General features: G+C 33.5%; 27 protein-coding genes. 7 read left to right on the forward strand and 20 right to left on the reverse strand.

Going from position 1 to position 26,030, the window contains the following annotated elements:
* Positions 1-145 precede the first annotated feature (145 nt).
* Positions 146-1,549, forward strand: a complete 1,404-nt coding sequence (locus BWZ20_RS02675) for a T9SS type A sorting domain-containing protein (RefSeq protein WP_076615887.1) — start codon at positions 146-148, stop codon at positions 1,547-1,549.
* Between the two features lie 93 nt (positions 1,550-1,642).
* Positions 1,643-2,911 carry an imidazolonepropionase gene (gene hutI, locus BWZ20_RS02680; RefSeq protein ID WP_076615890.1) on the forward strand — a complete coding sequence of 423 codons (1,269 nt, stop codon included), beginning with the start codon at positions 1,643-1,645 and terminating at the stop codon, positions 2,909-2,911.
* Between the two features lie 26 nt (positions 2,912-2,937).
* Here the strand turns inward: hutI and BWZ20_RS02685 are convergent, their stop codons facing one another.
* Entirely contained in the window at positions 2,938-3,825 is an 888-nt protein-coding gene (locus BWZ20_RS02685; RefSeq protein ID WP_076615893.1) for a chromosome partitioning protein ParA, read from the reverse strand.
* Between the two features lie 111 nt (positions 3,826-3,936).
* On the opposite strand from BWZ20_RS02685, the gene BWZ20_RS02690 reads away from it, so the two are divergent.
* A complete protein-coding gene (locus tag BWZ20_RS02690; RefSeq protein WP_076615896.1) occupies positions 3,937-4,950 on the forward strand; it encodes a formimidoylglutamase in 1,014 nt (337 codons plus the stop codon).
* Positions 4,940-5,404, forward strand: coding sequence for a GNAT family N-acetyltransferase (locus BWZ20_RS02695; RefSeq protein WP_076615899.1), 465 nt, complete (start codon positions 4,940-4,942; stop codon positions 5,402-5,404). Before BWZ20_RS02690 ends, BWZ20_RS02695 begins: the two co-directional genes overlap by 11 nt.
* Here the strand turns inward: BWZ20_RS02695 and BWZ20_RS02700 are convergent.
* From BWZ20_RS02700 to BWZ20_RS02760, 12 genes are all read right to left on the reverse strand, one after another.
* Positions 5,401-7,056: a SulP family inorganic anion transporter gene (locus tag BWZ20_RS02700; RefSeq protein WP_076615902.1), complete on the reverse strand. Its 1,656-nt coding sequence runs from the start codon at positions 7,054-7,056 to the stop codon at positions 5,401-5,403. The two genes, BWZ20_RS02695 and BWZ20_RS02700, sit on opposite strands and share 4 nt — an antisense overlap.
* A gap of 84 nt (positions 7,057-7,140) precedes the next feature.
* Positions 7,141-8,007: a hypothetical protein gene (locus tag BWZ20_RS02705; RefSeq protein WP_157358305.1), complete on the reverse strand. Its 867-nt coding sequence runs from the start codon at positions 8,005-8,007 to the stop codon at positions 7,141-7,143.
* Between the two features lie 24 nt (positions 8,008-8,031).
* A complete protein-coding gene (locus BWZ20_RS02710; RefSeq protein ID WP_076615908.1) occupies positions 8,032-9,729 on the reverse strand; it encodes a hypothetical protein in 1,698 nt (565 codons plus the stop codon).
* Positions 9,730-9,819: 90 nt separating this feature from the next.
* Positions 9,820-10,368: a hypothetical protein gene (locus tag BWZ20_RS02715; RefSeq protein WP_076615911.1), complete on the reverse strand. Its 549-nt coding sequence runs from the start codon at positions 10,366-10,368 to the stop codon at positions 9,820-9,822.
* A gap of 65 nt (positions 10,369-10,433) precedes the next feature.
* Positions 10,434-10,745 (reverse strand): four helix bundle protein, encoded by a 312-nt coding sequence (locus tag BWZ20_RS02720; protein ID WP_232217133.1) that lies wholly within the window; start codon positions 10,743-10,745, stop codon positions 10,434-10,436.
* Between the two features lie 122 nt (positions 10,746-10,867).
* The gene (locus tag BWZ20_RS02725) at positions 10,868-12,103 is read right to left on the reverse strand and encodes a DUF6638 family protein (protein ID WP_076615914.1); all 1,236 of its coding nucleotides are present in this window, start codon (positions 12,101-12,103) and stop codon (positions 10,868-10,870) included.
* Positions 12,104-12,152: 49 nt separating this feature from the next.
* Positions 12,153-12,743 carry an NUDIX domain-containing protein gene (locus tag BWZ20_RS02730; protein WP_076615917.1) on the reverse strand — a complete coding sequence of 197 codons (591 nt, stop codon included), beginning with the start codon at positions 12,741-12,743 and terminating at the stop codon, positions 12,153-12,155.
* On the reverse strand, positions 12,736-13,380 hold the full coding sequence (locus tag BWZ20_RS02735) for a hypothetical protein (RefSeq protein WP_076615921.1): 645 nt from the start codon (positions 13,378-13,380) through the stop codon (positions 12,736-12,738). The genes BWZ20_RS02730 and BWZ20_RS02735 overlap by 8 nt, the downstream gene beginning before the upstream one ends.
* Positions 13,381-13,383: 3 nt before the next feature.
* On the reverse strand, positions 13,384-15,345 hold the full coding sequence (locus BWZ20_RS02740) for an AAA family ATPase (RefSeq protein WP_076615924.1): 1,962 nt from the start codon (positions 15,343-15,345) through the stop codon (positions 13,384-13,386).
* A gap of 94 nt (positions 15,346-15,439) precedes the next feature.
* Positions 15,440-15,802, reverse strand: a complete 363-nt coding sequence (locus BWZ20_RS02745; RefSeq protein WP_076615940.1) for a four helix bundle protein — start codon at positions 15,800-15,802, stop codon at positions 15,440-15,442.
* Between the two features lie 62 nt (positions 15,803-15,864).
* Positions 15,865-16,911 (reverse strand): hypothetical protein, encoded by a 1,047-nt coding sequence (locus BWZ20_RS02750; protein ID WP_076615943.1) that lies wholly within the window; start codon positions 16,909-16,911, stop codon positions 15,865-15,867.
* 191 nt (positions 16,912-17,102) lie between these two features.
* A complete protein-coding gene (locus tag BWZ20_RS02760) occupies positions 17,103-18,443 on the reverse strand; it encodes a microtubule-binding protein (RefSeq protein WP_076615951.1) in 1,341 nt (446 codons plus the stop codon).
* 166 nt (positions 18,444-18,609) lie between these two features.
* Between BWZ20_RS02760 and BWZ20_RS02765 the strand changes: the two genes are divergently transcribed.
* Positions 18,610-19,377 (forward strand): MBL fold metallo-hydrolase, encoded by a 768-nt coding sequence (locus BWZ20_RS02765; RefSeq protein WP_076615954.1) that lies wholly within the window; start codon positions 18,610-18,612, stop codon positions 19,375-19,377.
* A gap of 208 nt (positions 19,378-19,585) precedes the next feature.
* Positions 19,586-19,813: a hypothetical protein gene (locus BWZ20_RS15250; protein ID WP_076615957.1), complete on the forward strand. Its 228-nt coding sequence runs from the start codon at positions 19,586-19,588 to the stop codon at positions 19,811-19,813.
* Between the two features lie 74 nt (positions 19,814-19,887).
* Here the strand turns inward: BWZ20_RS15250 and ettA are convergent, their stop codons facing one another.
* The 6 genes from ettA to BWZ20_RS02800 form a co-directional block, all read right to left on the reverse strand.
* Positions 19,888-21,579 carry an energy-dependent translational throttle protein EttA gene (gene ettA, locus BWZ20_RS02775; protein WP_076615960.1) on the reverse strand — a complete coding sequence of 564 codons (1,692 nt, stop codon included), beginning with the start codon at positions 21,577-21,579 and terminating at the stop codon, positions 19,888-19,890.
* 2 nt (positions 21,580-21,581) lie between these two features.
* Positions 21,582-21,758 (reverse strand): CAL67264 family membrane protein, encoded by a 177-nt coding sequence (locus BWZ20_RS02780; RefSeq protein WP_171032479.1) that lies wholly within the window; start codon positions 21,756-21,758, stop codon positions 21,582-21,584.
* A 107-nt stretch (positions 21,759-21,865) separates the two neighbouring features.
* Positions 21,866-22,591 (reverse strand): pirin family protein, encoded by a 726-nt coding sequence (locus BWZ20_RS02785; protein ID WP_076615967.1) that lies wholly within the window; start codon positions 22,589-22,591, stop codon positions 21,866-21,868.
* A gap of 24 nt (positions 22,592-22,615) precedes the next feature.
* Complete coding sequence (locus BWZ20_RS02790; RefSeq protein WP_076615970.1) at positions 22,616-23,053, reverse strand: MarR family winged helix-turn-helix transcriptional regulator; 438 nt, start codon at positions 23,051-23,053, stop codon at positions 22,616-22,618.
* A 35-nt stretch (positions 23,054-23,088) separates the two neighbouring features.
* Positions 23,089-23,370 (reverse strand): GNAT family N-acetyltransferase, encoded by a 282-nt coding sequence (locus BWZ20_RS02795; RefSeq protein ID WP_076615973.1) that lies wholly within the window; start codon positions 23,368-23,370, stop codon positions 23,089-23,091.
* A gap of 3 nt (positions 23,371-23,373) precedes the next feature.
* Entirely contained in the window at positions 23,374-23,904 is a 531-nt protein-coding gene (locus tag BWZ20_RS02800) for an NADPH-dependent FMN reductase (protein ID WP_076615975.1), read from the reverse strand.
* Between the two features lie 187 nt (positions 23,905-24,091).
* On the opposite strand from BWZ20_RS02800, the gene BWZ20_RS02805 reads away from it, so the two are divergent.
* The gene (locus BWZ20_RS02805) at positions 24,092-25,735 is read left to right on the forward strand and encodes an acyl-CoA carboxylase subunit beta (protein ID WP_076615978.1); all 1,644 of its coding nucleotides are present in this window, start codon (positions 24,092-24,094) and stop codon (positions 25,733-25,735) included.
* A 71-nt stretch (positions 25,736-25,806) separates the two neighbouring features.
* Here the strand turns inward: BWZ20_RS02805 and BWZ20_RS02810 are convergent, their stop codons facing one another.
* Positions 25,807-25,989, reverse strand: a complete 183-nt coding sequence (locus tag BWZ20_RS02810) for a hypothetical protein (protein ID WP_076615981.1) — start codon at positions 25,987-25,989, stop codon at positions 25,807-25,809.
* Between the last annotated feature and the right edge of the window lie 41 nt (positions 25,990-26,030).

Raw genomic sequence — 26,030 nt, forward strand, 5'->3', positions numbered from 1 at the left:
GGTTAGATTTTAAGTTTTTAAAATCTGTACTCTAATTGGCTTTTTAATATAAATTGATTTATTTTATTTTTTTGAATATCAATTAAATACCACTTTAATTTTAATAAAATTCTTACATTTGCTTTCAACAATTACCTTACAAACAATGAAAAAAACTTTACTTACAACGTTTTCTCTTTTAATGGTTGCCTTATCCGCAAGTGCCCAAACCGTATGGGCTTCAAAATCAACTATTAACGCAAGTACCGGAGATGCTCCATACGCAATCGCTTCTGGATTTATCGATGCAGATAGTTTTAATGATATTATAATAGGCACCTACAATGGTAACACTTTAGAATGGTATAAAAATAATGGTGACAATACGTTTACATTTCAAACTTTAGTAACCAATACATTAAGTGGCATTGGTGCGCTTAAGCTTGTAGATCTTAATGGAGACGGATTTTTAGATATTCTTGCTGCTGGTTATGGTAACGATAAAGTAGTTTGGTTTTCTAATGACGGCTCTGGTAATTTCTCATCAGAAAACGTTATTTCTACAACAATTAATGGTGCTTCTGGCGTGGCCTTGGGAGACATCAATGGCGATACTTTTATAGATTTTGCCATTACCGCATATGATGGTGATGAAGTTGTTTGGTTTTCTAATGATGGTCTTGGTAATTTTACATTTGAAACACAAAAAATTGATGACACTCTAAATGCTCCTGGTGTTGTTAATCTCAGTGATATTGATAATGATGGTGATTTAGATGCACTAGTAGCCACAGCAGTTTACAGTGGTGATGTTATAGAGATTTTTAGAAATAATCTTATACCGAGTGGTACAGTGACATTTACAAAAGATGCTTTACCTGTAACCACAGGCAAGGTTGGTATTTTTAATGCTGCATTTATGGATCTCGATGGCGATACCAATTTAGATATTTTGGCGACTGAGGTCTCTTTTGGTGGTGGCCCAACTGGCAACTTATATTGGTACGAAGACAATGGTGCAGGCTTTACAGAGACCATATTTACAACTTCTATTGCAAATCCTTCCGTTGCCCAGTTTAGTGATATGGATGCAGATGGTTTAAAAGATATTGTATTAAGTAGCGGTTCTTCTGGATCAGGCAACGATTTAGTATGGTTTAAAAACAACGGAGGTGGTAGTTTTGGTACTGAAATTATTATTGATAATACACAAAGCCAAGCGTTTGTTTATGCAATAAGTGATTTTGATAACGATGGCGATAATGATATTGCAAGTTGCGCCTTTAACGAAGATGCTTTAAATTATTTTGAAAATGAACTTGAATCCTTAGTAATACCAACACGCATTAATACACCTTTTAAAATTTTCCCTAACCCAACAAAAGATAATTTATTTTTTGACGGTTTAGAAAACAAAACAATCACTATTTCCATTTCAGATGTTTTAGGAAAAACCATACTTTCAAAATCACAAAATCCTAATCATACTTTAGATGTTTCTGGTTTAGCTAATGGTATTTATACGATAACCATTGACGGAAAATTTACTTCAAAGTTCATTAAAGAATAGAAATCTAAAATATTTCAATTTTAAAACGCTGATACATGTTATCAGCGTTTTTTTTTATCAAAAAAAATAGGCAACTTTACAAAAAACCAACTTATGTCTATTCTAATAAAAAATATAAAACAGCTTCTACAAGTACATGACAATAATGTAATGATTGTTAAAGGCAAAGACATGAAAACACTGCCTGTCTTAAAAAATGCTTACTTGTACATAGAGCATGATACCATTATAGAATATGGCGAAATGAAACATTGCGAAGGTATAGAGGCTGAAACTATTATTGATGCTTCGGGAAAAATTGTTTTGCCTTCTTGGTGCGACTCGCATACGCACATGGTATACGCTGGTAATAGAACATCAGAATTTGTAGACCGCATAAACGGTATGAGTTATGAAGACATTGCCAATCGTGGTGGTGGCATTTTAAACTCCGCAAAATTACTTCAAGATACCTCTGAAGATGACTTATACGAACAGTCTATTAATCGTCTAGAAGAGCTTATAAGAATGGGAACGTGCGCGTTTGAAATTAAAACAGGTTATGGCTTAACCGTTGAAGCTGAATTAAAAATGCTTCGCGTTATAAAACGTATTAAACAAGAAAGTCTTGCTAAGATTACGCCTACGCTTTTAGCTGCACATGCTATACCATCTGAATATAAAGCCAAAAAGGAAGACTATATTAAGCTTATTACTGAAGAATTGATTCCAGAAGCATCAAAATTAAACATAAGCCATTATATTGATGTCTTTTGCGAGAAAGGATATTTTGATCTGAATGATACAGAAGCTATTCTTAAAACTGCTGCAAAATATAACATGCGACCAAAAATTCATGTCAACCAATTTAATATACTTGGTGGTGTTGGTCTTGGCGTAAAATACAATGCCTTGTCTGTAGATCATCTTGAAGAATTGAATGATGATGACATAAAAGTTCTAAAGAAATCTGAAACTATGCCTGTTGCATTACCTGGTTGTTCTTATTTTCTAAGTATTCCTTATACTCCTGCTCGACAAATTATTGATGCAGGTTTACCATTGGCAATAGCCACAGATTATAATCCTGGCTCTGCGCCTAGTGGAAATATGAATTTTATTGTGAGTGCTGCTTGTGTAAAGTTAAGAATGACTCCAGAAGAGGCTATCAATGCTGCAACCATTAATGGTGCTTATGCTATGGGAATAAGTAACATGTACGGTAGCATTACCAGAGGGAAAAAAGCAAATCTCATTATTACAAAACCATTAAGCGACTATAGCGAAATACCATATGCTTTTGCTCACGATCCTGTTGAGCAGGTCGTTATTAATGGGCAATTAAAGGATATAAAAAATCCGGAAGAAACCTTCCGGATTTAACTATCAATCAATCAATGTTTGAAATCTTATTTCAGAGTAAACTCTGATGTAGAAATCAATTCTTTATCGTTAAAAACGTTAACTTGGTAACGTCCTTTTTCAAATTTTTCATCTTCCGGTTGCGCAATATATTCACAAATGTTTAGATTTCTGTTTTCGTAATTAAAGCGGCTTATTAAGCTGTAATTTAGTACTTGATCCTCAAATTGTACTTGCTCATTAGTTCCTAAAACATTATTTTTTGGATCTATAACCTGTACGTATAACTCCTTGTCTCCTGATTCTGTTAATGTGTTCTTTGCAACAGTAAAACAGATTTTAATTTTATCGCTTCGTCCTGCTCTTTCTGTTGGAATTTGTCTTCCGCTACGTCTTTCAATAACTCCCATACCTTTTAAACCAACAGTCTGTAAAGCAGCTGCATCTTCAACAACGCTAGCTAATTCTGTATTTTGTACTAACAAAGAATCTGTAAATACTGTACGCTCCGCTAATTGCACTTGTGTACTATCTAATGAAGTTGCTAAATATTCGTTTTCCACTTTTAAACGATCATTTTCTGCTAACAACTCATCCATTTCTTCCTGTAGCGCCAAGAACTTCTTTTTGTATCTCCATAAAGAGTTAACACTATTTTGAGATACTTTTAAAGAGTCCATTAAGCCTTGTATACGCTCTCTTGCTTCAATTAAATCTTGATCTTTAATTTCACTAGCTGCAATGGCTTCGTCGTATTGTTTTGCCATATTACTTAAATCGTTCATTACTTGTTGTTTTTCAGTAATGAGCTCTTTTTCTTTTTCTTTTCCTTCTGAGTAATACTTAGAAGCAATAAAAGCTGAGCCTAAAAATAGAACTAAAAGGATTCCGATTCCTACTTTAAGACCAACATTTGATTTTTGTGAACCTTCCATAAAATTTTGTGTTTAAATAATTTGTTAATTCTTGTATTTTTTATCTAATGTAGAGATTAAATTTTTTAAATAAAGCTGTACTTTTATTACAAACTTTAATTAAACATCCTAATGCAAAATCTCGTTTTATTCACTTCAAAAGATCACGAAAAACTTTTAAAGCTTCGTAAAGGAGAATCGAAATTTGGAGAACATATTCAGTTAATATCTAACCTCACTAACATATACGATGACATTGTTAATTTAGACGTCGACTATGTCATTTTTGGTATTGTAGAAGATATTGGAGTCTACGCAAACTACGGTAAAACCGGGACTTACAAAGCCTGGGAGGCGACATTAAAAATTTTGTTAAATATTCAAAACAATAACTTTACCAACCCTAAACGTGTTTTAATTTTGGGGCATTTAGAATATGAGGAAGAAAGAAAAATGGTGAAAGAAAAACTATCAAAAAAGAATATTTCTAAAGCTAGAGATTTTGTTGAAGAGATTGATAAAGATGTGACATATTTAGTTTCTACAATTATAAAAGCAGGAAAAACACCAATAATAATAGGTGGCGGACACAATAACGCATACGGAAACATTAAAGGCTTGGCATTGGCAACAAATGATGCGGTGAATGTTATAAATTTTGATGCACATACAGATTTTAGAGCCGAGGAAGGACGACATAGCGGAAATGGTTTTAGCTATACCTACGCTGAAGGATTTTTGAAGAATTACTTTATTTTTGGTTTACACGAAAATTATACATCAGACAAGCTATATAAAACCTTAAATAAGGTAAAATCTATTAAGTACAATACATACGAATCGCTTGAAATTAGAAATGAATTAGACTATAAAGCTGAGTTAGAACGTGGTCTTGAGCATATTGCCTCTAGGCCTTACGGAATAGAAATAGACTGTGATGCTATAGAAAACATACCCAGTAGTGCTGCAACTCCAAGTGGGTTTAGTATAAAACAAACGAGACAATTTGTGAATTATTTTGCCAAGCATGAAAACGCAAGATATCTGCATATTTGTGAAGCTGCGCCAACAAAAAAAACTGAAACTAAAGTAGGTAAACTCATTGCATATTTAATTACTGACTTTATTAGAGCCAATGGACATTAGAATTGTTGCGTATAAATCTGATTATGCCAAGAGTTTTTACGATTTAAATATAGAATGGTTAAAAACCTTTTTTTATGTAGAGCCTTTTGACGAAGAAGTCCTTAGTAAACCAGAACAATATATTATTAATAAGGGTGGTTACATTTTCTTTGCGTTAAAAAACGAAACCATTTTGGGCACTGTGGCATTAATGCCGACAGAAGAATCTAATATTTTAGAATTGACAAAAATGGCAGTACTACCAGAAATGCGTGGCCATAAAATAGGGCAAAGACTTTTACAACATTGTATCGATTTTGCCAAACAGCAAAACCTAAAAGCACTACTACTCTACTCTAACACCAAGTTAGAAAATGCCATTTACCTTTATAAAAAATACGGATTTAAAGAACTAAAATTAGAATCTAATAGTCCTTATGCACGTTCGGATATAAAAATGTTATTAGAATTTTAAAGTTTAAAATGCGATTTCAAATAATCGAATGCACCACTAATGTTTCCAAAAATATGTTCTTCTGAAATTAAATCTGGTACTATGTCTATAGAGACTAATTTATCTTTTGGCTGCTCTTGGATAGCGGTTAATAAAACTTGCACTCCTCTTTGTTCTAAATCCAAAACGGCATTTTCCAACGCATACAGCCCAGACTGGTCTATGTATGGCACACGATCCATACGTATAATTAATGCTTTTATTTCCTTTGGTATTTTCTTTATTTCATCTTGAAAGTGAGATGTAAATCCAAAAAACAAAGGGCCATAAAGATGCTTTATATAAACTTTGTCCTTGTATTCTTCGTAGAATTCAACTTCGTCTTGCCAAGGTTTTTCACCATCAAAACCAGCAATAGTTCCAACTTCCATACCTTCTTCGCTAATGTCACCTGCTCGTTTCATAAACAACAAACAAGCTAAAAGTAGTCCCATACCTACAGCTTGAATAAGGCTCCCAAATGTAGTTACAAGTAGCACTACAACGAGAACAAACGCATCTGCTCTGGGTACAACTAACAAGTGCTTTAAGCCTTTGAGATCTATAATCTTAAAGGCTATAGGAATTAACAAACCTGCTAGAACAGACAGTGGTATATACGCTGCCAGCTTACCCAAACCTAATAAAACAGCTAATAAAAACAAGCCATGTATTGCGCCAGAAACTCTCGTGCGTCCACCAGAATTGATATTAATTACTGTACCTTTTGTTGCACCTGCGCCTGGAATTCCACCAAAAATTGCTGCAATAGAGTTTCCTATTCCTTGACCAATTAATTCTCTATTACTATTATGTTTAGTTTTGGTCATATTATCTGCAATTACTGAGGTTAATAAAGAATCGATAGATCCTAAAACAGCCAATACTGTAGCATATTCACCTATGAGGATATAAGTGCTAGAATCTACAGAAAAAATACCATCTAACTTTAGCGAAGGTAAACCCGACGGAATATCACCTATAATTGGTACATCCCATTTTAAAAAGAAACTCGCAACAGATGCTAAAACTAATGCTACTAAAGCACTCGGAATAGCCTTGGTTATATAGGGAAATACCAAATAAACAACGACCGTAAATATACCTAAAGTCATAGCTTGCCAATTAAACTCTGAAAATAATCGTGGTAAATCTTGCATCACCAACCAAGTTGATTTTTCTGAATCCAAGCCTACGAATGGGAAAATTTGAAGAATGATAATGATAAGCCCTACACCACTCATAAAACCAGAAACCACAGGATATGGAAAATATTTTACATAACCTGCAATATTTATAAGTCCAAATACAATTTGAAGAACACCACCCAATAAGAATGTAAGAATAATAATAGGCATAGCGGCTTCAAGACTGCCTGTAATTTCAATAGCTGCTGCAACCAATGCAGCAGATACAACAGTCATTGGTCCTGTTGGTCCACTGGCTTGTGTTGCTGTACCGCCAAAAATGGCAGCAAAAATACCAACAGCAATAGCACCATAAAGACCTGCAATGGCGCCTAAACCAGATTGCACACCAAATGCCAAGGCTAATGGCAAGGCTACAACACCAGCAACTAAGCCACCTGTTAAATCTCCTTTTAAATTTTTAAAATCGTAGAATTTTGAACTCATAGGTTGGGTTTACTTTGAATTATAAAGATAAAATAATCGAGTAATAATTAAAAAGAATGATAGAGTTAAAGTCAATAACACTAACTAACCTTTACTTTCATGTTTTTTATGCATTTGAGATCTATAAAACATAGAATTAAAAAAGTTTAAATCTTTAATTTCTGAGACTTTATATGATTTTGTTATTGTAGAATCCTTGAAATATATAAAGACATATTCACTAGTTCTTCCTACATACACAATATTTTTTTCTTTTGATGATAATTTTATTCCTTTATATACAAACTCTACAATTTCTAACTCTTCATAATACATACTCTTTCCAGCATCTAAAGTGGCTACAATACCTGAAATATAAAAGACTGTTAAAGCCAGTACATACAATTTCAATTTAGAGATACCTAGCTTAAGTTTTTTCAACAAATCAGAATATTTTTTGATAAGAATAAGATTCATTTTACAGCTTACTATGATAATAAATATCATCATGAACCGAGAAAAAAGTTCAATACCATTATAGAATTCGCCCCTAGGGTTTAAAGCAAATGGAAATGCATAAATCGTTGTATGAGTGTAAAATATTGAAAAAGGAATTAAGTTAATAATTATTACCTCTAAATGACTTACCTTTTTAGATTTAGAACTTTCTTCTTCTAATTGGTCATTGTTTTTCTTTTTAAATATCTCGGCAATTTTTCTAATTATATTAAAAACACCAAACATTAAAAAAAATATAAAAAAGAGAAATACAAAAAAATAAATAAGACTTGGAATTAAATCTATAAGCAGAACATATAAGTCAGAAATAGAGACAAAAGTTGTTATATCTACGTTGAAAGCTTTAAAGTACGCATAATTATATAATAAGACCAATGATACAAAGTATAATGCTAAATACGTAAAAGGGACTTTCCTGAACTCTTTTAATATCTCTACAATTTCCTTTATCAAACTATTAATTTTCTATTTAATGAATTAATCATTTCCAATAGCCTTCAAAGAATCTATTTGACGTTGCAAGGCATCAATCATTTCTGAGTTTTCATTAACCTGTGGAATGGTTTTTAGTGAGTCTATCTGCATTTGCATTACATCTTCATCTTTTGGTTGTTCTTTATAATAATAGCCAATACCTTCGCTAGATCTCCAGGCTTCGTTTAACTGATTATATACGGTTTCGTCCCAGGTACTTGGATGTTTTACATCTATCCAAATCACATCGCGATATTCGCTATCAATTAAAACTAAATCTGGTGTTGCAGAACCATCAAATTGTTGCGAATTTGTAGCACTTATCGATGAAATTGTTCCTAAAAAGAACATGCGTTTTCTACCAGCAATATCTTTTATATAAGGTCTAAACTCAACTGGTGTACTCGCATTCCAATCGTATTCTTTACGCGATTCTTTTACCTTTAATGGCATTGCAGAAACGCCTGCATACCCTTGCTTTTTAGTGGCATGGTCGTAATAATACAATTTGTCTGTACCATCTGCTGGCACAAACACACTATAGCTTAAACTGGTACGCTCCTCACCTACTGGTTCTAAACCAAACCAATGGTATAAGCCACTGTAAGCATCTGAGTTACTTCCTGCAAAATCAAAATCTGTTACATAAGGTTGCTGATTCTGATCTTTTGGCATCAATGGAATTTTTACCGCAGTTTCCATATTCCAAGGTAATGGATCGCTAAAGCCTCCTAAAAACTTTAAAGATTCTGCTTGTAATTGCGATACACTTTCGGCTAAGGTATTCTGTTTTTGTAAAAACTTGTAATTCTTAATTTTATCTGGACTCACAAATGTGCCTTTACCAATTGTAATTCGCTCTATATAGTCATTAAAATCGTGTTCACCACTTTCAATAATCATTACACCACCAAAGGTTGGATATGGGAAAAAGAAGCCTTTCCACTTTATTAAACTGACCACTTGCACCCAAGCTCCTTTATCGTTTTTCATGTAAAACGTGTCGCTAGGCTCGTAATTAAACAACATCCAAGGGTTAAAACGCTGTACAACCGCATTGTAAGTATTTCTACTAAACTTTAAAGATTCTCCTATTGAAAAGGTAACATCGATTCTATTTTCGTTTGAAAATCTTGGAAATGGTGTTGTGCTGCTTACAGAAAAAACCTCTTCCGTATTATCGCTAATGCGTTGCATAATGTACTTTTTACTAGGCTGAATGGCCATAGTCCATTTATTCTCTGTACCAATTCTTACCAAGTGTGGTAATGATACGTCCTTAGTTTCGCCAACACTTTCGTTAGCCATTGAGAATATGTTTCGTAATGGTTGAATGCGTTCGTTTTGTGTCAATGGTAATTCATCAATTTCAACCTTATTAAGACTGTTGAATACATTGTATGTCTTCATGTAATCGTAAAGGCCTTGATTCCAACCCAAAAAATACAGCAACCCAAAAAACACAATTAAAATGCCTAAAATTCCTAATCGGCCACCAATATTTGGGGTTTTTCTAAACTTTCTTAAACCAAAAATTAAAATGAAAATGCTTAATAGAACTACAAAAATGTATTTTCTAAAAAATAATAATACAGGTTGGTAATCGTCTCTAAAAAAGAACAATAAAATTAAGAGCAATAATCCTAAAAATACAGTAATTCGCTTTTGCTTTGCGCCTTTATTCCAATAGTTTTTTATCATGATTTTCCCATTCCTGCGAAAGCAGGAATCTCTTTTTTATTTATTCTACTTTATTCTTTTTATGAGATTCCTGCTTTTGCAGGAATACTGTTACATAAGACCCTTATCCTTCAATCGGTCACGTGCAGATTTTTGTTCTGCCTCTGGTTCTGGATCTTTTGCAATTTCTTTTTTGGCTTCTTCTACTACTTTATTGTCTTTGTTTTTTAAATCTTCGATAAGATCTTTACCCTTTTCCATGGCATCGTCTACAAAATCACTTAAAGAATCACTTTTTTCTTCTACCACTTCTGTGGTTTTAATTACAAAATTAGCGAGGTATGTACCTATTAAAGTTCCTGTTGCGAAGGTAGCAAAACCAGATAAAGCAAAGTAATTTGAAAAGATTTCGATTGGTGTTAAAAACTGTAATATCAATCCTACCACTAACATCGTAATAACTACAAATAGTAATCTTGGAATAAACGGTTGCTTATAAATAAATCCTTTTGGATTATCTGCACTCATTTGTAACTCTTTGCTGTTCATTACTTTATTAATGAAACGGTACGCACCATTTCCATTAGACTCTCTCCAATACAGAAAAATGCCAAATAAAATGGCTGAAACGAAAATGATGATGTCTATTCCTAGTCCCATGTTATAATTTAGTTTGAGCACGAAGTTAGAAGATTGAAGCTCTATCTTTATGCTATATTATTATATTATTTCACTTTATTTCTAAAAGCAATCGTCATATTCATTAAATCAAAACAATCTTTATAAAAACCGTCAAAAACTTCTTGACTAATATAACTTCTTCGTTTGGCTTTATGCAAACAAGTTACGACTTCTGCAATTGAACGAATTGAATATCCTAAAAACTTTCTGAATTCAGCACCAGATTGCAATATTGAACCTTCAGTAATATTTAGTGCTACTGAATCTGAAGCTCTTCGTATTTGAGATGATAAATTATAAATTTCTTTTTCAGGAAACAACTCTGTTAGCTTATCCATATTATCACCTAAGTCCATTGCCTTTTGTCAAATTAATAAGCTTTCAAATTTAAACTTCATGCTATTAGTCTATTTATATGTAAAATTGTTACTTCAAGCTTTTAACTCCGTACTTCCTGCTTCAAGCTTCCAACTTCCATCTATATATTGTTACTAATCGTCTCAATCACCCAGTCCTGAAAGGATGCATCCCAAGTCTCATAATTTTTGTAAAACTGCTCTTTATCGTACCAGTACAAAAACAGAATATCTTTTGGTGAAATATTTACTAATAATTTATGTATTAAATCACGGTGCTCTGCCGACAATGACGAATGTGGTTGATGCAATGCAAAATACATAGACTCATCTACCATATCTTCAATTTTATAAGCGTTGCTGCGTTCTAATTTTTCTAAATACAACTCAACTCCCATCACTTGTTTTCGAGCTGCTATATCGATCTTATTTAAGTAGCTTTTAAAAAGTGCTTTACTATCTAAAATCTCTTTTATTGCATGTTCAGTGTCTTTAAGTTTACTGAATAATTCAAACTTTTTAATACGATCGTAATTAGGTGTTTTTACCATGTATTCTAAATCACACTCAATAATGATATGACTTTTCAGTTTGTCGACCAATTCTGGCTGACTGATATGATAAATCAACACATCGTGAATGGTATCTTTAATAGCTTCTTTATAGGAATCCTCATTTTCGAAAACCAAAATGGTTTGAATAAAATCTCGCAACAAGTACACACCACCAAAGGCACGTGTATAAAATGAACCTGTGGTATAATGTAACGCATGAAGGTTTAAATCTCTACTTCGTAGATCTCCGTAAGTTTTTGCAGATTCTAGTAATGCGTTATGAATGTCTTCATCAATAAAGTTATTACCTGTTCTAAACTTGTCTACCAGTCGAAGTTGTTCTTTTTGTCGTTCTTCTAGGTTATCTATAAGTCTAAAACTAATACTTACATCGTCGTATTTTAAAATGTCTAAAGGCTCATAAAACACATCTATATCCTGATCAAAATCGATGCAAATCGCTGAATCTCTGGTGATATCGTTTATTTTGCTTCCATGTGTTCTAAAGATATGTTGCATCATATCTCTATCAAAAGAATGAAACGGCAAATACACTGGTTTTCCTTTTTGTAAAGGTGAAATAATGATACCATGCGGATTGGCATCACCATGATTTAGGTAATGTACATCGTTCTTTTCTTCTGCTACTTCTGGACTCCAGCCAACACCATCTATAGAAAAGGAAGTGAGTTTGGTTTCTTTAAAACCAAGTGTTTTTAAACATTTATTATAGCGCTCTACCAGTTTACCACTTACTGGTATAAGTTCGCTTCTGTATAGGTTTGCTTGTTTTAGTTTGTTCATAAAAGCCTATCCTAAATCCTTTCCAGAGAAAAGGACTTTTAATCGATTATTATTGTAATAGTTTTTTTATCTGCACATGTTGCAATAACATAATCGTTTTTGCATCGATTATATCTCCATTTACCATCATCGCAATGGCTTTTGTAAATGGTATTTCTAAAATTTCTATGTCTTCATTTTCGGTATCTAAACCTCCTCCGTCATTGGTTTTCATTTTATCACTATATTCACCAACAAAACACGAAAATCGTTCTGTACTACATCCTGGTGTGGCAAACGCACTATAAATCTCTGTTAGTTTTGGGATGTTATACCCTGTTTCTTCAAGCAACTCTCTTCTTATGGCTTCTGCTGCGGAAGAATCATCATCTTCTAACATTCCTGCTGGTACTTCTAATAAAAAACCACCTTCTACACCATTCATATAAGCTGGTAAACGAAATTGCTTAACCAAAATAACGGTTTGCTTTTCCGTATTGTACAGCAAGGCTGCTACTGCATTACCACGTTCTAAAACTTCCCATTTGTTTTCAACCCAATTTCCGTCTTTTAACTGATAATTGAATTTTACCTGAGATAAGGTAAAAAACTTATCTGAAAGAATGGTTCGGTTGATGTTTTTGATGCGTTTTTTAGTCATAAACAAAAGTTTCTTCTTGTTTTGACACCTTAAGGCTATATTCCTTCCATTCACTCATAGAAATAGGCAATAATTTTCTTGATTTTGAAAAATCAATAGCTTTCAAAATATCATCTCGCATATAATTATACTTATGCTTTGAAAATCTTTTTTTCTCATATAATTTGTATATGGAATCAATGAAAAATGTAGCTTTTTCTCTCTTCAAAGAGTTATTAAATACTTCATATTCATCTTTTCTAATCAATCTACCATAAGACATTGGGTTAAACAAAACTCTAAAGTAAAAATTAGGCCTCTTATCAAATTTACTCCACTCTATACCAACACAGATTATATAACCTCTAATGTTACCTACCAGTTCACTATCTTCCATAATAAACCCTTTTCTTCTAAAGTTACTAAAAGGACTAGAGTTAATCTTTTTCTTTATCCAAAAAGGTTTATAATACTCCTCAATAATATAATCTTTAGTTGAAAAAAATAAAACTCCTAATACGAAGAATAAGCTTATATATTTTATGGATAGAAACTCTTCCTCTGTCTTAGCTGAAATTGAAATAATAGAAATTAAAATCAGTAAAAAGACAAATGAAAACAAATAGTATTCTTTAAATATGTACCAAGCTTTTTTCAAAAATTATTCTTGTTTTCCAAAACGCTCTCTAGCTTCCGTTTCGATGTTTAACTGATTGATTCTGGCATCAACTTTACGTTTAAAGTCGGTATCTGCAATCGTTGCTACATTATCTAAATAACGTACCACTTCTTGTCGCCTAATGTCGCTAAAATCGAGACCTTTCATATTGGCTCGCATGAGTTCTTGAAGCATACCAAACTTGGTGTCGTAATCTTTTTTGAAATACACTTCTGGATTATTGAACCAATCCTCTTCTAAATCGAAATCCGTTAAACGTAACGACACTGCCTTTTGAATATTGCGCACATCACGCGATGAAAAGAATGGAAATATCTTCTGTATTTCTGTATATAAATGCGCATAGAACATATGCTCATTGTCCTTGTATTTGCTCGACACTTTATCGAACGTATCCAATACACGCTCTTCGGTTGGCTTATCTATTTTTTCTAAGATGTCGCCTAAATTCTTCGCTACTTTTTGTGCATCGAGATAGTTATAATCGTTAGGATTGCTCATGTTTATAAAATCTGGCATGGTATCTTCGAGCTTTTTCCACCAGAGATAATCCTGATCTACAAAGTCCTTTTCATTACGAGCTCCATCAATTTTAAAACGCCCTTGCACACGCGAAATCACAGCCTTGTCCAGCATTTCTGGTAAGTTGGTAAATAAGCCTATAGAACTGTTACCATAGTTGACCGCATAAGCACCTTCGGTATATCTTAGAAACACACCAATCACTTCCTTAACACCAGCGGACACACCTTGCGTTGTACGCTCTTGTAGGTTATTCTCTGCATCATCTATTGGTGCAAAAATGAGACGTGTTGGGTCTTGCAAAGGTTTCATCCACTCCACCATTTTCTCTGCAGAACCACCTTGAAATGTTGAAATCAACGTATCTGGCATGGGATGGAATAAAAATGGAATATTTAAGTTTTCGCTATGCTCTTTTAATCGTGTTGCTATTGCTGCGATAAGCATACTTTTTCCAGTGCCTGGTATTCCATAACCCATAAATACTGGCATAAAACCACCAAGCTCTTGAAATGGATTATTTTTTGCTTCAAAATCGTAGCTTAATAATCGTTCTGTTAATCTTCTGGCAAAGTGCTTAGCATCTTTGTTGCCTACAATTTGTTCAAACTGAATTTTATTAAACTCTACACTTACTGCTGTTCCTGCAAAAACATTGTTCCAGCCATCAATTACAAAGTCTGAGTTTTCTAGCTTATACGAACGGTCTTCAATCGTATCAGTATATTCTAATGTGCTTTTTCTGAGTTGAATTTCATCAATAAGGGCTTCAAAATAAACCACCGTAAAATCAATAACATCTTTGTCGGTTTTGATAATGTCCGGATGTCCTAAGTACTTATCATAGTAGAATAATTGACACGAAATTCCTTTTAAAGGCGATAAAAACGACACTTCTGGGATGCCTGCAAACTTCTGTTTCATTACCGATAAATCGTCGGATGCATGTGGTTTTAAATCGTGTAGAATTTTATAGGCAGTAGCAAATAGCATAAAGGCTGTTGCTGTAAGCATTTTGCTTTCGTACTCACGCTTTCCGGAGTTATCTAAAGCCGATTTGTTTTCACTTAACGTCGATAATCCCGAGGCATCATAGTAACTATCTTTAATCCAAATACCAAGTGTAATGCCTTCTTGAACCGCATATAATGTTTGATTAAGAAACAACGGAATTGCAACCGACTCTGGTAATAATTTCTTTTTTAAAGCTAAAATAGTTTTAGAAACTGAGGTTACAGATACATTACTGCCATTATTAGCTCGTGATAGATACAACAAAATGGATTCGTCCTTACCATCATTATCTCTATTTTTGGCGCGCTGACTTTGCTCCCACTGAATAGACTTTAGGTAAGACGTTGCTTCGTCTCGAAGCATATTGAGTTCATTTTGTTTTATAGGAAAAGTTGAGTTGTGTTGCATGGTTATAGTTTTCAGTAGGCAATTTTCAGTAGGCAGTCTTCAGTAGGCAGTCTTCAGTAGGCAGTTTTAGACATCGTGACTTATTTTTTAGTTTTTATAATCCAAATTTACTAGGATTGTTCATCATATAATTAATCAGTTTTCCAACTTCTTGACTTTTGTTCATTAGCTCGTTATACTTATTCTTTTCAATGTAAGCGCAAGCCAAAGCAAATTCCAGCCATAATTGAGTTTCGGAATTTTCACTATTAGCATCAGACATTTTACTTTTAAAATGCTTTTCATATTGACGTTTACGATAACCTTCAGAAATATTAGAGCATACAGACCTACTAGACCTAATTATTTGAGAGGTTAATCCAAACATTTCAATTTTTGGAGAACTCTTAGCTGAATGGAAAATTTCCATTGCCAAATCAAATCCTTTTTGATATGCTAGTAAAGTTTTAAAAGACATCTTTTATCTTCATTTATTCCTACTGCCTACTGCAGACTGCAGACTGTAGACTATTTACTTATTTATTTTTTAATTTTTAAATCAGAAACCTGAACTGGCGGAATTGCCAACTTATTCATTATTTCTGGTGTTTTGTTATATAGTAATTGTATGATGCGATGTGGTGCAAAAACATAACGCTGTCTAAACGGACTTGCCCATTTCTGAAAGGTTTGCTTGCTAAAAAAACTACCTTCCTTAAATTCACTTTTAGAGACAAGTTCATCTACTTTAAATGAAACTACAAATGATTCTAAGGGTATATTTTTCTTAGCAATACCATCTAAAATGGCATGTGTTATTTCGTTTTCATCTTTTGCAAACACGTTATGAATTGGCCCTAAATCGATACGTTTTATGAGTTTTGGTAATACCTTTGGCAAGCGCTTATCTATGGCATAAGCCATGGTATCTAAATTCATCTCGCGATCTGATGTATTCTTTAAAACAGAATAAATCTCATCTTTGTATGCATTAACATCTCTCCCATCGTAATTAAAATACATGTAGCAAATAAACGGTCTGTTGTGCGTTACATCATAAAAACTCCAGCTTACTAAATGTTCTGCTGGTGAGCCTTGCGGTGCAGCAATAATCTTACCTTGCACAAAACGATTGAAGATATACTCTTTCTTAGCAGATGTATAATACACAATAGATGCTGCCTGAAACAATTTACGTTTAGAAATAGGTTGTTTCTTTCGCATTAACGTGTCTAGAAATTCATCTTTTAGGATATCAATATCTGTGAGTTTGGTTAAAAACTCTTCACGCAATTCTAGATCGTTAAAGAGATATCTGAATTCTAAATAATTTGGAAAACTAGAATCTGTAAGATCTACCTTCATATTTTCTTCATCGTCATACATGTATTTTACACGCATGGCTTCAATAGAATACAACAGTAAATCCGTGTACTGCTTAAACAGCAATATTTCTTGTTGCTTAAGTATTTGCTTAGCTTGTACAGCTGTAATTAGTTCTTTGAGTGTAAAATCTATCATTTTGTGATAAAACACATACTGCTCTTTAGAATCTAATACTGCGGAATCTAATGGTGTAACTATCATCTATTTGAATCTTCTTTAGTTTCGTTAAATGATGCATGAATGGCGAATAATGCAATGCCTAAAATAAATCCAAATAAAATGGAACCTAAATAGTCATTGTTTCCATGAACAAAATAAATAACAATACTAAAAACCAAAGAGTAAGCTAGAAATATTTTTAGAGATTTAATTGTTAAGAACTTCTTCAAAACCTATCCTAATAAATCATCTTCATTAGCTTCTGGCTTTGGTTCTCCAGCTGGCTCTCCATCACCTGAAGGTGCATTAGGATCTGCGCTGTAGTATTCATCAAAAATTTCTTTCATATCAATACCATAACGGTCGGCAAAGTTTTTCTGAATTTCAGCATCTTTAGATCTAATGTCTTTTAGTGCCTCAGCGTAACTACCATAAATACCTTGCATCACTTTTTCGTGCACTGGAATATTATCCATCATTTCCTGACGTGCTTTAGCACTTGCTGTATGCATTGCTGCTAAAGTTTCTCCAATATGCTCATCGGTTTTAACACCTAAGTGCTCTAAAATCGCTGCGAACTCTTGGTCTGTACGTGCTTTTAATGCTACTACGTAACCATCGTAATACTTTAAACGCTCATCAGTATCTGATTTTAATTTCGCGCGATGCGTTTGTAGATTACTGCGTAAAGATGTTAATACTTTAATAGTTAAGTTATGCTTGTGCACAAAACTGTCTTTTGACGCTGCTAACGTAGTATAGGCATTTTTTAGACCTTCTAATTCTTCTACTTTTTGTTCGAGTTGGGTTACTTTTTCAAGAGCTTCTGAATATTCAGGTGACTGTTTGTCGGCCACTTCTTCTAACGCTTGTCTGGCTTGTTTGAGTAGAGCATATTGTTCTTCGAGCTGCGTTTCTACTTCTTTTTTCTTTTCTAGAGCTTTGGTATGGTTGTTACTTGCTTCTACAATTGCAGATTTTAAGCTCTCTTCAACCTCTTTAATTTCGAGTTCTCTGTCTTTTAATCGTTTTATAGCCGCTTGACTCTTAAATGATAATTCATTTAACAATGTCTGCACATCTGCAGTTTCTATACGTTGCTGAAACATTGCTTTAGCTTTATTGTCTGCACCATCGCGTTGTTTTTGAGCATTTTGAAGCTCTTGCTCAGCATCTTTAATTTTGCTTTTGCGTCCCCAAAGGTTATTCCACCACGTGTCTGGTTTTGCCTTTGCCTCTTCAAGCTCAACCTTTGCACGCTCTAATCGCTTTACAGCGTCATCAATGATTTTTTGTTCGGCAGCATTTAAGGCCGAAAAGCCTTCGAACATAATACCAACTTCATCCTGATAATCTGTTAAATCCTTAATAGCATCCAGAAGTGTACTTCTGTCCTTCTCTGCCATATCCACAACATTATCTAATGTGGCGTTTAATATTTTCTGACGACTTTCGGGATCATCCTCTTGCGCCAGTTTAGATTTCATCTGGTCTATGGCTTTTCCCCAGTTTACATCTACTTTTTCTGGTTTTTGTTGTGAATTGGTTTCTAATAAATCAAAATCATCAGACATATGGTAAGGTGTTATTAAGTTGAACAAATTTTAGGATAACAATTTCGGTAAATTTTTAAGACTATAAAAACTTTACCATCAAATTATAGGTAGTAAATATTATAAAAATGTTACAAAATTTTACTTAGCGCCATTTGTTGAATATCTTTATAAAAAAACAACTCTTATGAAACTTTTTAAAACTATAATTGCCTTAGCGCTAGTGTATACATTTACAAATTGTAAAGATCAAACCTCAAAGCTCACACAAGAAACAGCAATTAACACCAGTACAGAAGAAAACGTAAAAGTTATACCTATATCTCATGGAACATTGATTTTAGAAACGGAAGAAGAGGTCATTTATATAGATCCTACGGGTGGATCTGAAGCTTTTAAAAATCAGAAAACGCCAACTTTAGTATTAATTACAGATATTCATGGAGACCACTTAAGTACGGCGACGTTAGAAGCTTTGCAACTAAAAAATATAAAAATTATTGCCCCAAAGGCAGTTACTGATAAAATACCAAGTACAATAGGTGCTAATGTTATTACCTTAAGAAATGATAAAACATTAAAACATAATGCTATTAATATTAAAGCCATACCTATGTATAATCTAAGAGAGGAGGCCTTAAAGTTTCATCCTAAAGGCAGAGGAAACGGCTATGTATTAACTATTAATGATGAACGTATTTATATTTCTGGTGATACAGAAGATATTCCAGAAATGCGCAGCTTAAAAAATATAGACAAAGCCTTTGTCTGCATGAACCTTCCTTATACTATGCCAGTTGAAAGTGCTGCCAGTGCCGTTATAGACTTTGAGCCTAGGGTTGTTTACCCTTATCATTACAGAGGAACCTCAGAACTAAGTGATATAAATTTATTTAAAGAAATCGTGAATAAAGCAAATAATTCTATCGAAGTAAAGCTTTTGGATTGGTATTAGTGAAATTAAAATGTTAAATTTTTCACTTGTTAACAACTTACAAAATACTTAATTTCACCCGAAAACACTGTAGTTAGTCGAGTATTTATGTTGTTTTAACGATATATTTGTTAATAATAAAGGCGTAAAATATTTAATATTAGGTATTTGTAGAAGTTTTTTTTTCTATATTAGCACCATAGAACCCAAATCTAAACCATATTAACTCATGCTTAGCAAACTGATTTCCAAGTCTTTATTAGTTACCACGACGCAGCTCACAATGATTCTTATTGCTGTTGCCTCTATATTTATTGTTTTTATAATAATAGCAATAATTAAGATGTATAAGTTAAAAGCAGAAAACAGGAAATTGATGGAGACCAACGCATTTAAGGATATAGATGATGAATCTTATAAAGACTTTACCAGTGGACATCTTTATGGTGATAATTAAAACCACTAAGACACAGATAAACAAAAAGCCAGCAAATGCTGGCTTTTTTTTATTAATAATTTATTAGCAGAGCACTACCTTACTAGCTTTTTGTATTTAATTCGTTTTGGCATTAAATCACCACCAAGTCGCTTTTTCTTATTCTCTTCATAATCGCTAAATCCGCCCTCAAAGAAGTAAACTTGAGAATCTCCTTCAAAAGCTAAAATATGCGTACAAATACGGTCTAAGAACCATCTATCGTGACTAATAACTACTGCACAACCAGCAAAGTTTTCTAAACCTTCCTCTAGCGCTCGTAATGTATTAACATCAAGGTCGTTAGTTGGCTCATCTAAAAGTAAAACATTACCTTCCTCTTTTAATGTCATTGCTAAGTGAAGACGGTTTCTTTCTCCACCAGAAAGCAACTTAACTTTTTTATTTTGCTCACTTCCTGAGAAATTAAAACGACTTAAATATGCTCTAGAATTAACTTGGCGTCCTCCCATCATCACTAATTCTTGCTCATCACTAAAGTTTTGCCAGATTGTTTTTTCAGGATCTATATTAGAATGGCTTTGGTCTACGTAAGCTATTTTAGCAGTATCACCTACCTTAAATTCACCTTTATCTGGTGTTTCTTCTCCCATAATCATCCTAAAGATGGTGGTTTTACCAGCACCATTGGGTCCTATTACACCAACAATACCTGCTTGAGGTAAATTGAAGTTTAAATCTTCATAAAGTAATTTATCATCATATGCTTTACTTACTCCAACAGCTTCAATGACATTTGTACCTAGACGTGGACCGTTTGGTATGTAGATTTCTAGCTTTTCATCAAGCTGTTTTTGATCTTGACTTAAGAGTTTATCGTAATTCTTAAGACGCGCTTTTTGTTTTATTTGGCGTCCTTTAGCTCCTTGACGCACCCACTCTAATTCTCGCTCCAAAGTTTTTTGGCGCTTAGAGGCCGATTTGCTCTCTTGAGCTAGTCGTTTAGATTTTTGATCTAACCAAGAGGAGTAATTCCCTTTCCAAGGGATACCTTCACCTCTATCGAGTTCTAAAATCCAACCAGCAACGTTGTCTAAGAAATACCTATCGTGTGTTACAGCAATAACAGTACCTTTATATTGCGACAAGTGATGCTCTAACCAATGTACAGATTCGGCATCTAGGTGGTTGGTAGGCTCATCTAAGAGTAATACATCTGGTTCTTGTAAAAGTAGACGGCAAAGCGCAACTCTACGACGCTCACCACCAGATAGTACACCTATTTTTTTGTTTCCGTCTGGAGTACGTAAAGCATCCATTGCTATTTCTAATTTGGTATCTAGTTCCCAGGCATTTGTAGCATCGATTTGATCTTGTAACTCAGCCTGACGGTTCATGAGTTTTTCCATTTTATCAGGATTACTGTAAACCTCTTCTAAACCAAACTGATCATTGATACTGTTATACTCATCAAGGATTGCTACCACTTCTGCCGCTCCTTCCTTAACCACTTCCATAACGGTTTTTTCGTCGTCTAGTTGTGGCTCTTGTTCAAGATAACCAACGGTATAACCTGGTTTAAAAACCACATCTCCCTGGTAATTTTTATCTACACCTGCAATAATTTTTAACAATGTTGATTTACCAGAACCGTTAAGCCCTAGGATACCTATTTTGGCACCATAGAAAAAACTTAGATATATATTTTTTAAAACTGGTGTATTAGCAGACTGAAAGGTCTTTGTAACACCAGACATTGAGAAGATGATTTGTTTATCGTCGCTCATAATTATACTCTTCCTTTTAATGCATTAAACACCCAAGCAATTGCAAAGAAACCTACACCTACAGAGGCAAAGCCATAGCCAGCAACTTCCTGATATTTAAAAGCTCCCAGTGCAATTAAACCTAATCCAACAATAATCATAATAGTTGTGGCCCAAGCCAAAACCGTGTTTTTATTCATCGCCATAATCTTATTCTAAATTTTAGATAGTTAGTTAAAACAAATATCGTTATTTTAAAATAAAAAAACACCACAAATTGTGGTGCTTCTTCAATAACTTAAATACTTTATAAGCTAATCATTGGCACTTCAATGAATAATAATTCTGTGTTTTCAGTTGCATTAATTTGAAAATTTGAAGTTTCGGAAATACCCAAAGCATCTCTAGTATTTAAAGTAATATCTGAAATTGAAATACCTCCACTTATATTCATAACATAGACTCCATGATTTTCATTTTTTAAGTTATAAGTAAATGTGTCTCCTTCATTTAGATCAATACGAGATAACGTTGCATCTTGATGGATTTTTAAACTCTTCTCGTCATCATCGTTAAAAGAAGTTACTAAAGTTTGCAGCTTTCCTTTTCTATCCTCTTTATTAAATGTTTTTTGATCATATCGAGGTTTTACACTTCGCTCATTTGGAATAATCCAAATTTGAAACAAGCTTAAATATTCATCAACAGAACCATTAATTTCTGAATGCTGCACACCAGTACCTGCAGACATTACCTGAACTTCCTCTGGAAGTACTGGTATCCATTCATCGCTCATATTATCGCGATGCTTCAACACGCCTTTTAATGGAATAGTTATAATTTCCATATTATCATGTGGATGCGTACCAAAACCCATTTTTGGTGCAATAATATCATCATTTAAAACTCTTAAGGCCCCAAAATGAACTTTTTCGGGATTGTACCAACTTGCAAAACTAAAGGAATGATTAGCTTGTAACCATCCGTGATTGGCAAATCCTCTATCTTCTGCTTTGTGAATTATTGTTTTCATTTTTCCTTTCCTTTCTTAATTTAATTATCTTAATTTATCTAGTAAATCACTCAATTGAGCGGCTTCATCTTCCTTAATAGCTCCCATCCAATCTTCATTAAAATCATCCGAAATTTCTTTTAGTAGTTCTAAACCTTTTTTAGTAATTTGAATATTTACTACACGTCTATCATTCTTTGAAGGTATACGTTCTATCAACTCCTTAGCACATAACTTATCGGTAAGTCTGGTAGCATTGGGCGCACGTTCTATCATTCTACCCTTTACAATTTGCATAGACAACGGTTTATTTGCTCCTCGTAGAATTCTAAGAATGTTGTATTGTTGAGGAGAAATTCCAAATTCTGCAAAAAATGTATTTTGTTTTGCCGTAATCCAATTGGCTGTATATAAAATATTTATTAAGGCTTTGGTTTTATTATCCTTGAATTTTGAATTGACATCTTTTGCTATATCTCCCATGTTTATTGTCGCTTAGTTTTAAACAGTATTTTATTTTAATATAAAACGTCTTTGTATTCGGTCTTCTTCTTAAATACTGCATTAGCAAATGGACATAACGGCATAATCTTAAGACCTTGCTCTCTGGCAAAGACAACCGAGGCTTCAACCAATTTATAACCTACACCTTGACCCTTCAATGACGGATCAACTTCTGTATGGTCAATAATTATTTTATCATCACCAGCGTAACTATAAGTCATACTCGCCATTTTATTGCTATTAATCTCAAGGTAGAACTCACCTTTTTTACCATTATCTTTATGCTGAATTGTCACAACCTATATACTTTTTTTAAATTGTTCCACTTCTTCTAGTAGTTCGTTATTCATTTCGTCATTAATAATTTTTCCATCCGAAAAGTTATTATGAAAGCTAGGTAAAGAAAATTTCCCAACAATATTAGCGTCATGTCTAGGAAAACGATCAGATGCCATACCCAAAACTGAAAGTCCGCCTCTTTGGCCTGGAGAGGTTGCCATTAATAACATAGGTTTTCCAAAAAAAGTTTTTGGTTCTACTCGCGATGCCCAATCAAAAATATTTTTGAATGCGCCAGAGTATGCACCATTATATTCGGCTAATGAAATTATAATCCCATCTGAATTCTTTATTTGCTCAACAAAGTCAATGGCTTTTTGAGGATGACCAGATATGCTTTCTCTATCAGAACTATAAATTGGCATTTCATAATCATTAAGGTCTAAAATGTTTACTTGTACGTCTTCAACTAAACTAGACGCGTACGTTACCAACCGCTTATTTATAGATGTGCTGCTGTTACTTCCTGCAAAGGCTAATATTTTTTTCATTTTATTTGTTTTTATGGTACAAATTTAAAAATAATTATTTTATTTTCCAAGGAAAATATTTCCAAGGAAATTTAATTAACCTTTCTTTAAGAAAACTTAAATTATAATATAAAACATTATTGTTTTGTAAATTCGTAACATAAAAAATTAGAATACCTAAACTAAGTACAACTACATATTTCTATAAATGGATATAAAATTTAATAAAAACGAGGATCACAACAAACTTCTACTTTCAGATTTAAAAAAACGTCTAGCAAAAGTGAAGCTCGGTGGTGGTGAAAAAAGTATTACCAAACACCATAGCAAAGGAAAAATGACAGCTAGAGAACGTATAGATTATTTATTAGATCCGAAATCCAAGTCTATAGAAATCGGTGCATTTGCTGGTGAAGATATGTATCCCGAATATGGTGGTTGCCCATCTGGTGGAGTAGTTGTAAAAATTGGTTATGTAAAAGGAAAACAATGTATAGTTGTAGCGAATGATGCAACTGTTAAAGCAGGTGCTTGGTTTCCTATTACGGGAAAAAAGAATCTTAGAGCGCAAGAAATTGCTATAGAAAACAAACTACCTATTATATATCTTGTAGATAGTGCTGGTGTATTCTTACCTATGCAAGATGAAATATTCCCAGACAAAGAACATTTTGGTCGCATTTTTAGAAATAATGCTGTAATGAGTAGTATGGGAATTACTCAGATAGCTGCCGTTATGGGAAGCTGTGTAGCTGGTGGAGCTTATCTACCTATCATGAGTGATGAAGCACTTATTGTTGATAAAACTGGAAGTATTTTCTTAGCCGGAAGCTACTTGGTGAAAGCAGCCATTGGTGAAACAATAGACAACGAAACTTTAGGAGGCGCTACGACACACTGCGAAATATCTGGTGTTACAGATTATAAAGCTAAAGATGATAAAGATGCTCTAGACACCATAAAAAATATTGTAGATAAAATAGGTGATTTTGATAAAGCCGGTTTTAATAGAGCCAAACCTGCCAAACCTGCTGAAAACCCAGATGATATCTATGGCATACTACCTAAAAGCAGATCAGATCAATATGATATGAACGAGATTATTAAACGCTTGGTTGATAATTCAGAATTTGAAGAATATAAAGCAGGTTATGGTCAAACCATAATTACAGGTTATGCTCGCATAGATGGTTGGGCAGTTGGTATTGTTGCCAACCAAAGACAAATTGTAAAGACTAAAGGAGCAAAAACAAAACCAAGCGAAATGCAGTTTGGAGGTGTTATATACAACGATTCTGCAGATAAGGCAACTCGTTTTATTGCCAATTGCAATCAGAAGAAAATTCCACTTGTCTTTTTACAAGATGTTACTGGCTTTATGGTTGGCAGTAAATCTGAACATGGTGGCATTATTAAAGACGGTGCAAAAATGGTAAATGCTGTTAGTAATTCTGTCGTACCAAAATTTACCATTGTCATTGGCAATAGTTATGGAGCAGGCAACTACGCCATGTGCGGAAAGGCCTACGACCCAAGACTTATTGTGGCTTGGCCTAGTGCAGAGTTGGCTGTGATGAGCGGTAAATCTGCTGCTAAAGTTTTACTTCAAATCGAAACCGCATCTTTAAAAAAGAAAGGAGAAACCATAACAAAGGAAAAAGAAGAAGAACTGTTTAACAAAATAAAATCGAGATACGATAACCAAGTATCACCATATTACGCTGCCGCAAGATTATGGACAGATGCTATTATAGACCCTTTAGATACTAGGACTTGGATTAGCATGGGCATAGAAGCCGCTAACCACGCTCCTATTGAGAAACCTTTTAATTTAGGTGTGTTGCAGGTTTAAGGAATTCATAAAATATTATAAATAAAAAAGAGCGCCATTAGCGCTCTTTTTTTATTTATATAATTAACTGATTAGTGAGTTAAACTCTCTCTTTCAGCCTTCTTTTCTTCTCTAATTTCTTTTAAACGCTCAATTGCTGAACCAAATACCCAGTAAGGAATTACAAATGTTAAAAGGAAAATCATTAACCAAAATCCTATTGTTAAAATGGTTAAAAAAGCTAAAAATCCTAAATATTGGTCAAATTCAAACATAATTGCGTTTTGTTTATTTTAAAGATATTACAAAGATATAA

The sequence above is a fragment of the Winogradskyella sp. J14-2 genome, assembly GCF_001971725.1.
Lineage (GTDB): Bacteria > Bacteroidota > Bacteroidia > Flavobacteriales > Flavobacteriaceae > Winogradskyella.

Excerpts from the sequence above, each read along its gene's own strand:
- BWZ20_RS02765 (WP_076615954.1), top strand. The coding sequence starts at position 18,610 with ATGAAACTTTTTAAAACTATAATTGCCTTAGCGCTAGTGTATACATTT.
- BWZ20_RS02685 (WP_076615893.1), bottom strand. The coding sequence starts at position 3,825 with ATGGAAGGTTCACAAAAATCAAATGTTGGTCTTAAAGTAGGAATCGGA.
- BWZ20_RS02745 (WP_076615940.1), bottom strand. The coding sequence starts at position 15,802 with ATGTCTTTTAAAACTTTACTAGCATATCAAAAAGGATTTGATTTGGCA.
- ettA (WP_076615960.1), bottom strand. The coding sequence starts at position 21,579 with ATGAGCGACGATAAACAAATCATCTTCTCAATGTCTGGTGTTACAAAG.
- BWZ20_RS02760 (WP_076615951.1), bottom strand. The coding sequence starts at position 18,443 with ATGTCTGATGATTTTGATTTATTAGAAACCAATTCACAACAAAAACCA.
- BWZ20_RS02730 (WP_076615917.1), bottom strand. The coding sequence starts at position 12,743 with ATGACTAAAAAACGCATCAAAAACATCAACCGAACCATTCTTTCAGAT.
- BWZ20_RS02700 (WP_076615902.1), bottom strand. The coding sequence starts at position 7,056 with ATGAGTTCAAAATTCTACGATTTTAAAAATTTAAAAGGAGATTTAACA.
- BWZ20_RS02715 (WP_076615911.1), bottom strand. The coding sequence starts at position 10,368 with ATGGGACTAGGAATAGACATCATCATTTTCGTTTCAGCCATTTTATTT.
- BWZ20_RS02785 (WP_076615967.1), bottom strand. The coding sequence starts at position 22,591 with ATGAAAACAATAATTCACAAAGCAGAAGATAGAGGATTTGCCAATCAC.
- BWZ20_RS02675 (WP_076615887.1), top strand. The coding sequence starts at position 146 with ATGAAAAAAACTTTACTTACAACGTTTTCTCTTTTAATGGTTGCCTTA.
- BWZ20_RS02740 (WP_076615924.1), bottom strand. The coding sequence starts at position 15,345 with ATGCAACACAACTCAACTTTTCCTATAAAACAAAATGAACTCAATATG.
- BWZ20_RS02750 (WP_076615943.1), bottom strand. The coding sequence starts at position 16,911 with ATGATAGTTACACCATTAGATTCCGCAGTATTAGATTCTAAAGAGCAG.
- BWZ20_RS02790 (WP_076615970.1), bottom strand. The coding sequence starts at position 23,053 with ATGGGAGATATAGCAAAAGATGTCAATTCAAAATTCAAGGATAATAAA.
- BWZ20_RS02805 (WP_076615978.1), top strand. The coding sequence starts at position 24,092 with ATGGATATAAAATTTAATAAAAACGAGGATCACAACAAACTTCTACTT.
- hutI (WP_076615890.1), top strand. The coding sequence starts at position 1,643 with ATGTCTATTCTAATAAAAAATATAAAACAGCTTCTACAAGTACATGAC.
- BWZ20_RS02710 (WP_076615908.1), bottom strand. The coding sequence starts at position 9,729 with ATGATAAAAAACTATTGGAATAAAGGCGCAAAGCAAAAGCGAATTACT.
- BWZ20_RS15250 (WP_076615957.1), top strand. The coding sequence starts at position 19,586 with ATGCTTAGCAAACTGATTTCCAAGTCTTTATTAGTTACCACGACGCAG.
- BWZ20_RS02720 (WP_232217133.1), bottom strand. The coding sequence starts at position 10,745 with ATGGACTTAGGTGATAATATGGATAAGCTAACAGAGTTGTTTCCTGAA.
- BWZ20_RS02690 (WP_076615896.1), top strand. The coding sequence starts at position 3,937 with ATGCAAAATCTCGTTTTATTCACTTCAAAAGATCACGAAAAACTTTTA.
- BWZ20_RS02800 (WP_076615975.1), bottom strand. The coding sequence starts at position 23,904 with ATGAAAAAAATATTAGCCTTTGCAGGAAGTAACAGCAGCACATCTATA.
- BWZ20_RS02780 (WP_171032479.1), bottom strand. The coding sequence starts at position 21,758 with ATGAATAAAAACACGGTTTTGGCTTGGGCCACAACTATTATGATTATT.
- BWZ20_RS02695 (WP_076615899.1), top strand. The coding sequence starts at position 4,940 with ATGGACATTAGAATTGTTGCGTATAAATCTGATTATGCCAAGAGTTTT.
- BWZ20_RS02810 (WP_076615981.1), bottom strand. The coding sequence starts at position 25,989 with ATGTTTGAATTTGACCAATATTTAGGATTTTTAGCTTTTTTAACCATT.
- BWZ20_RS02725 (WP_076615914.1), bottom strand. The coding sequence starts at position 12,103 with ATGAACAAACTAAAACAAGCAAACCTATACAGAAGCGAACTTATACCA.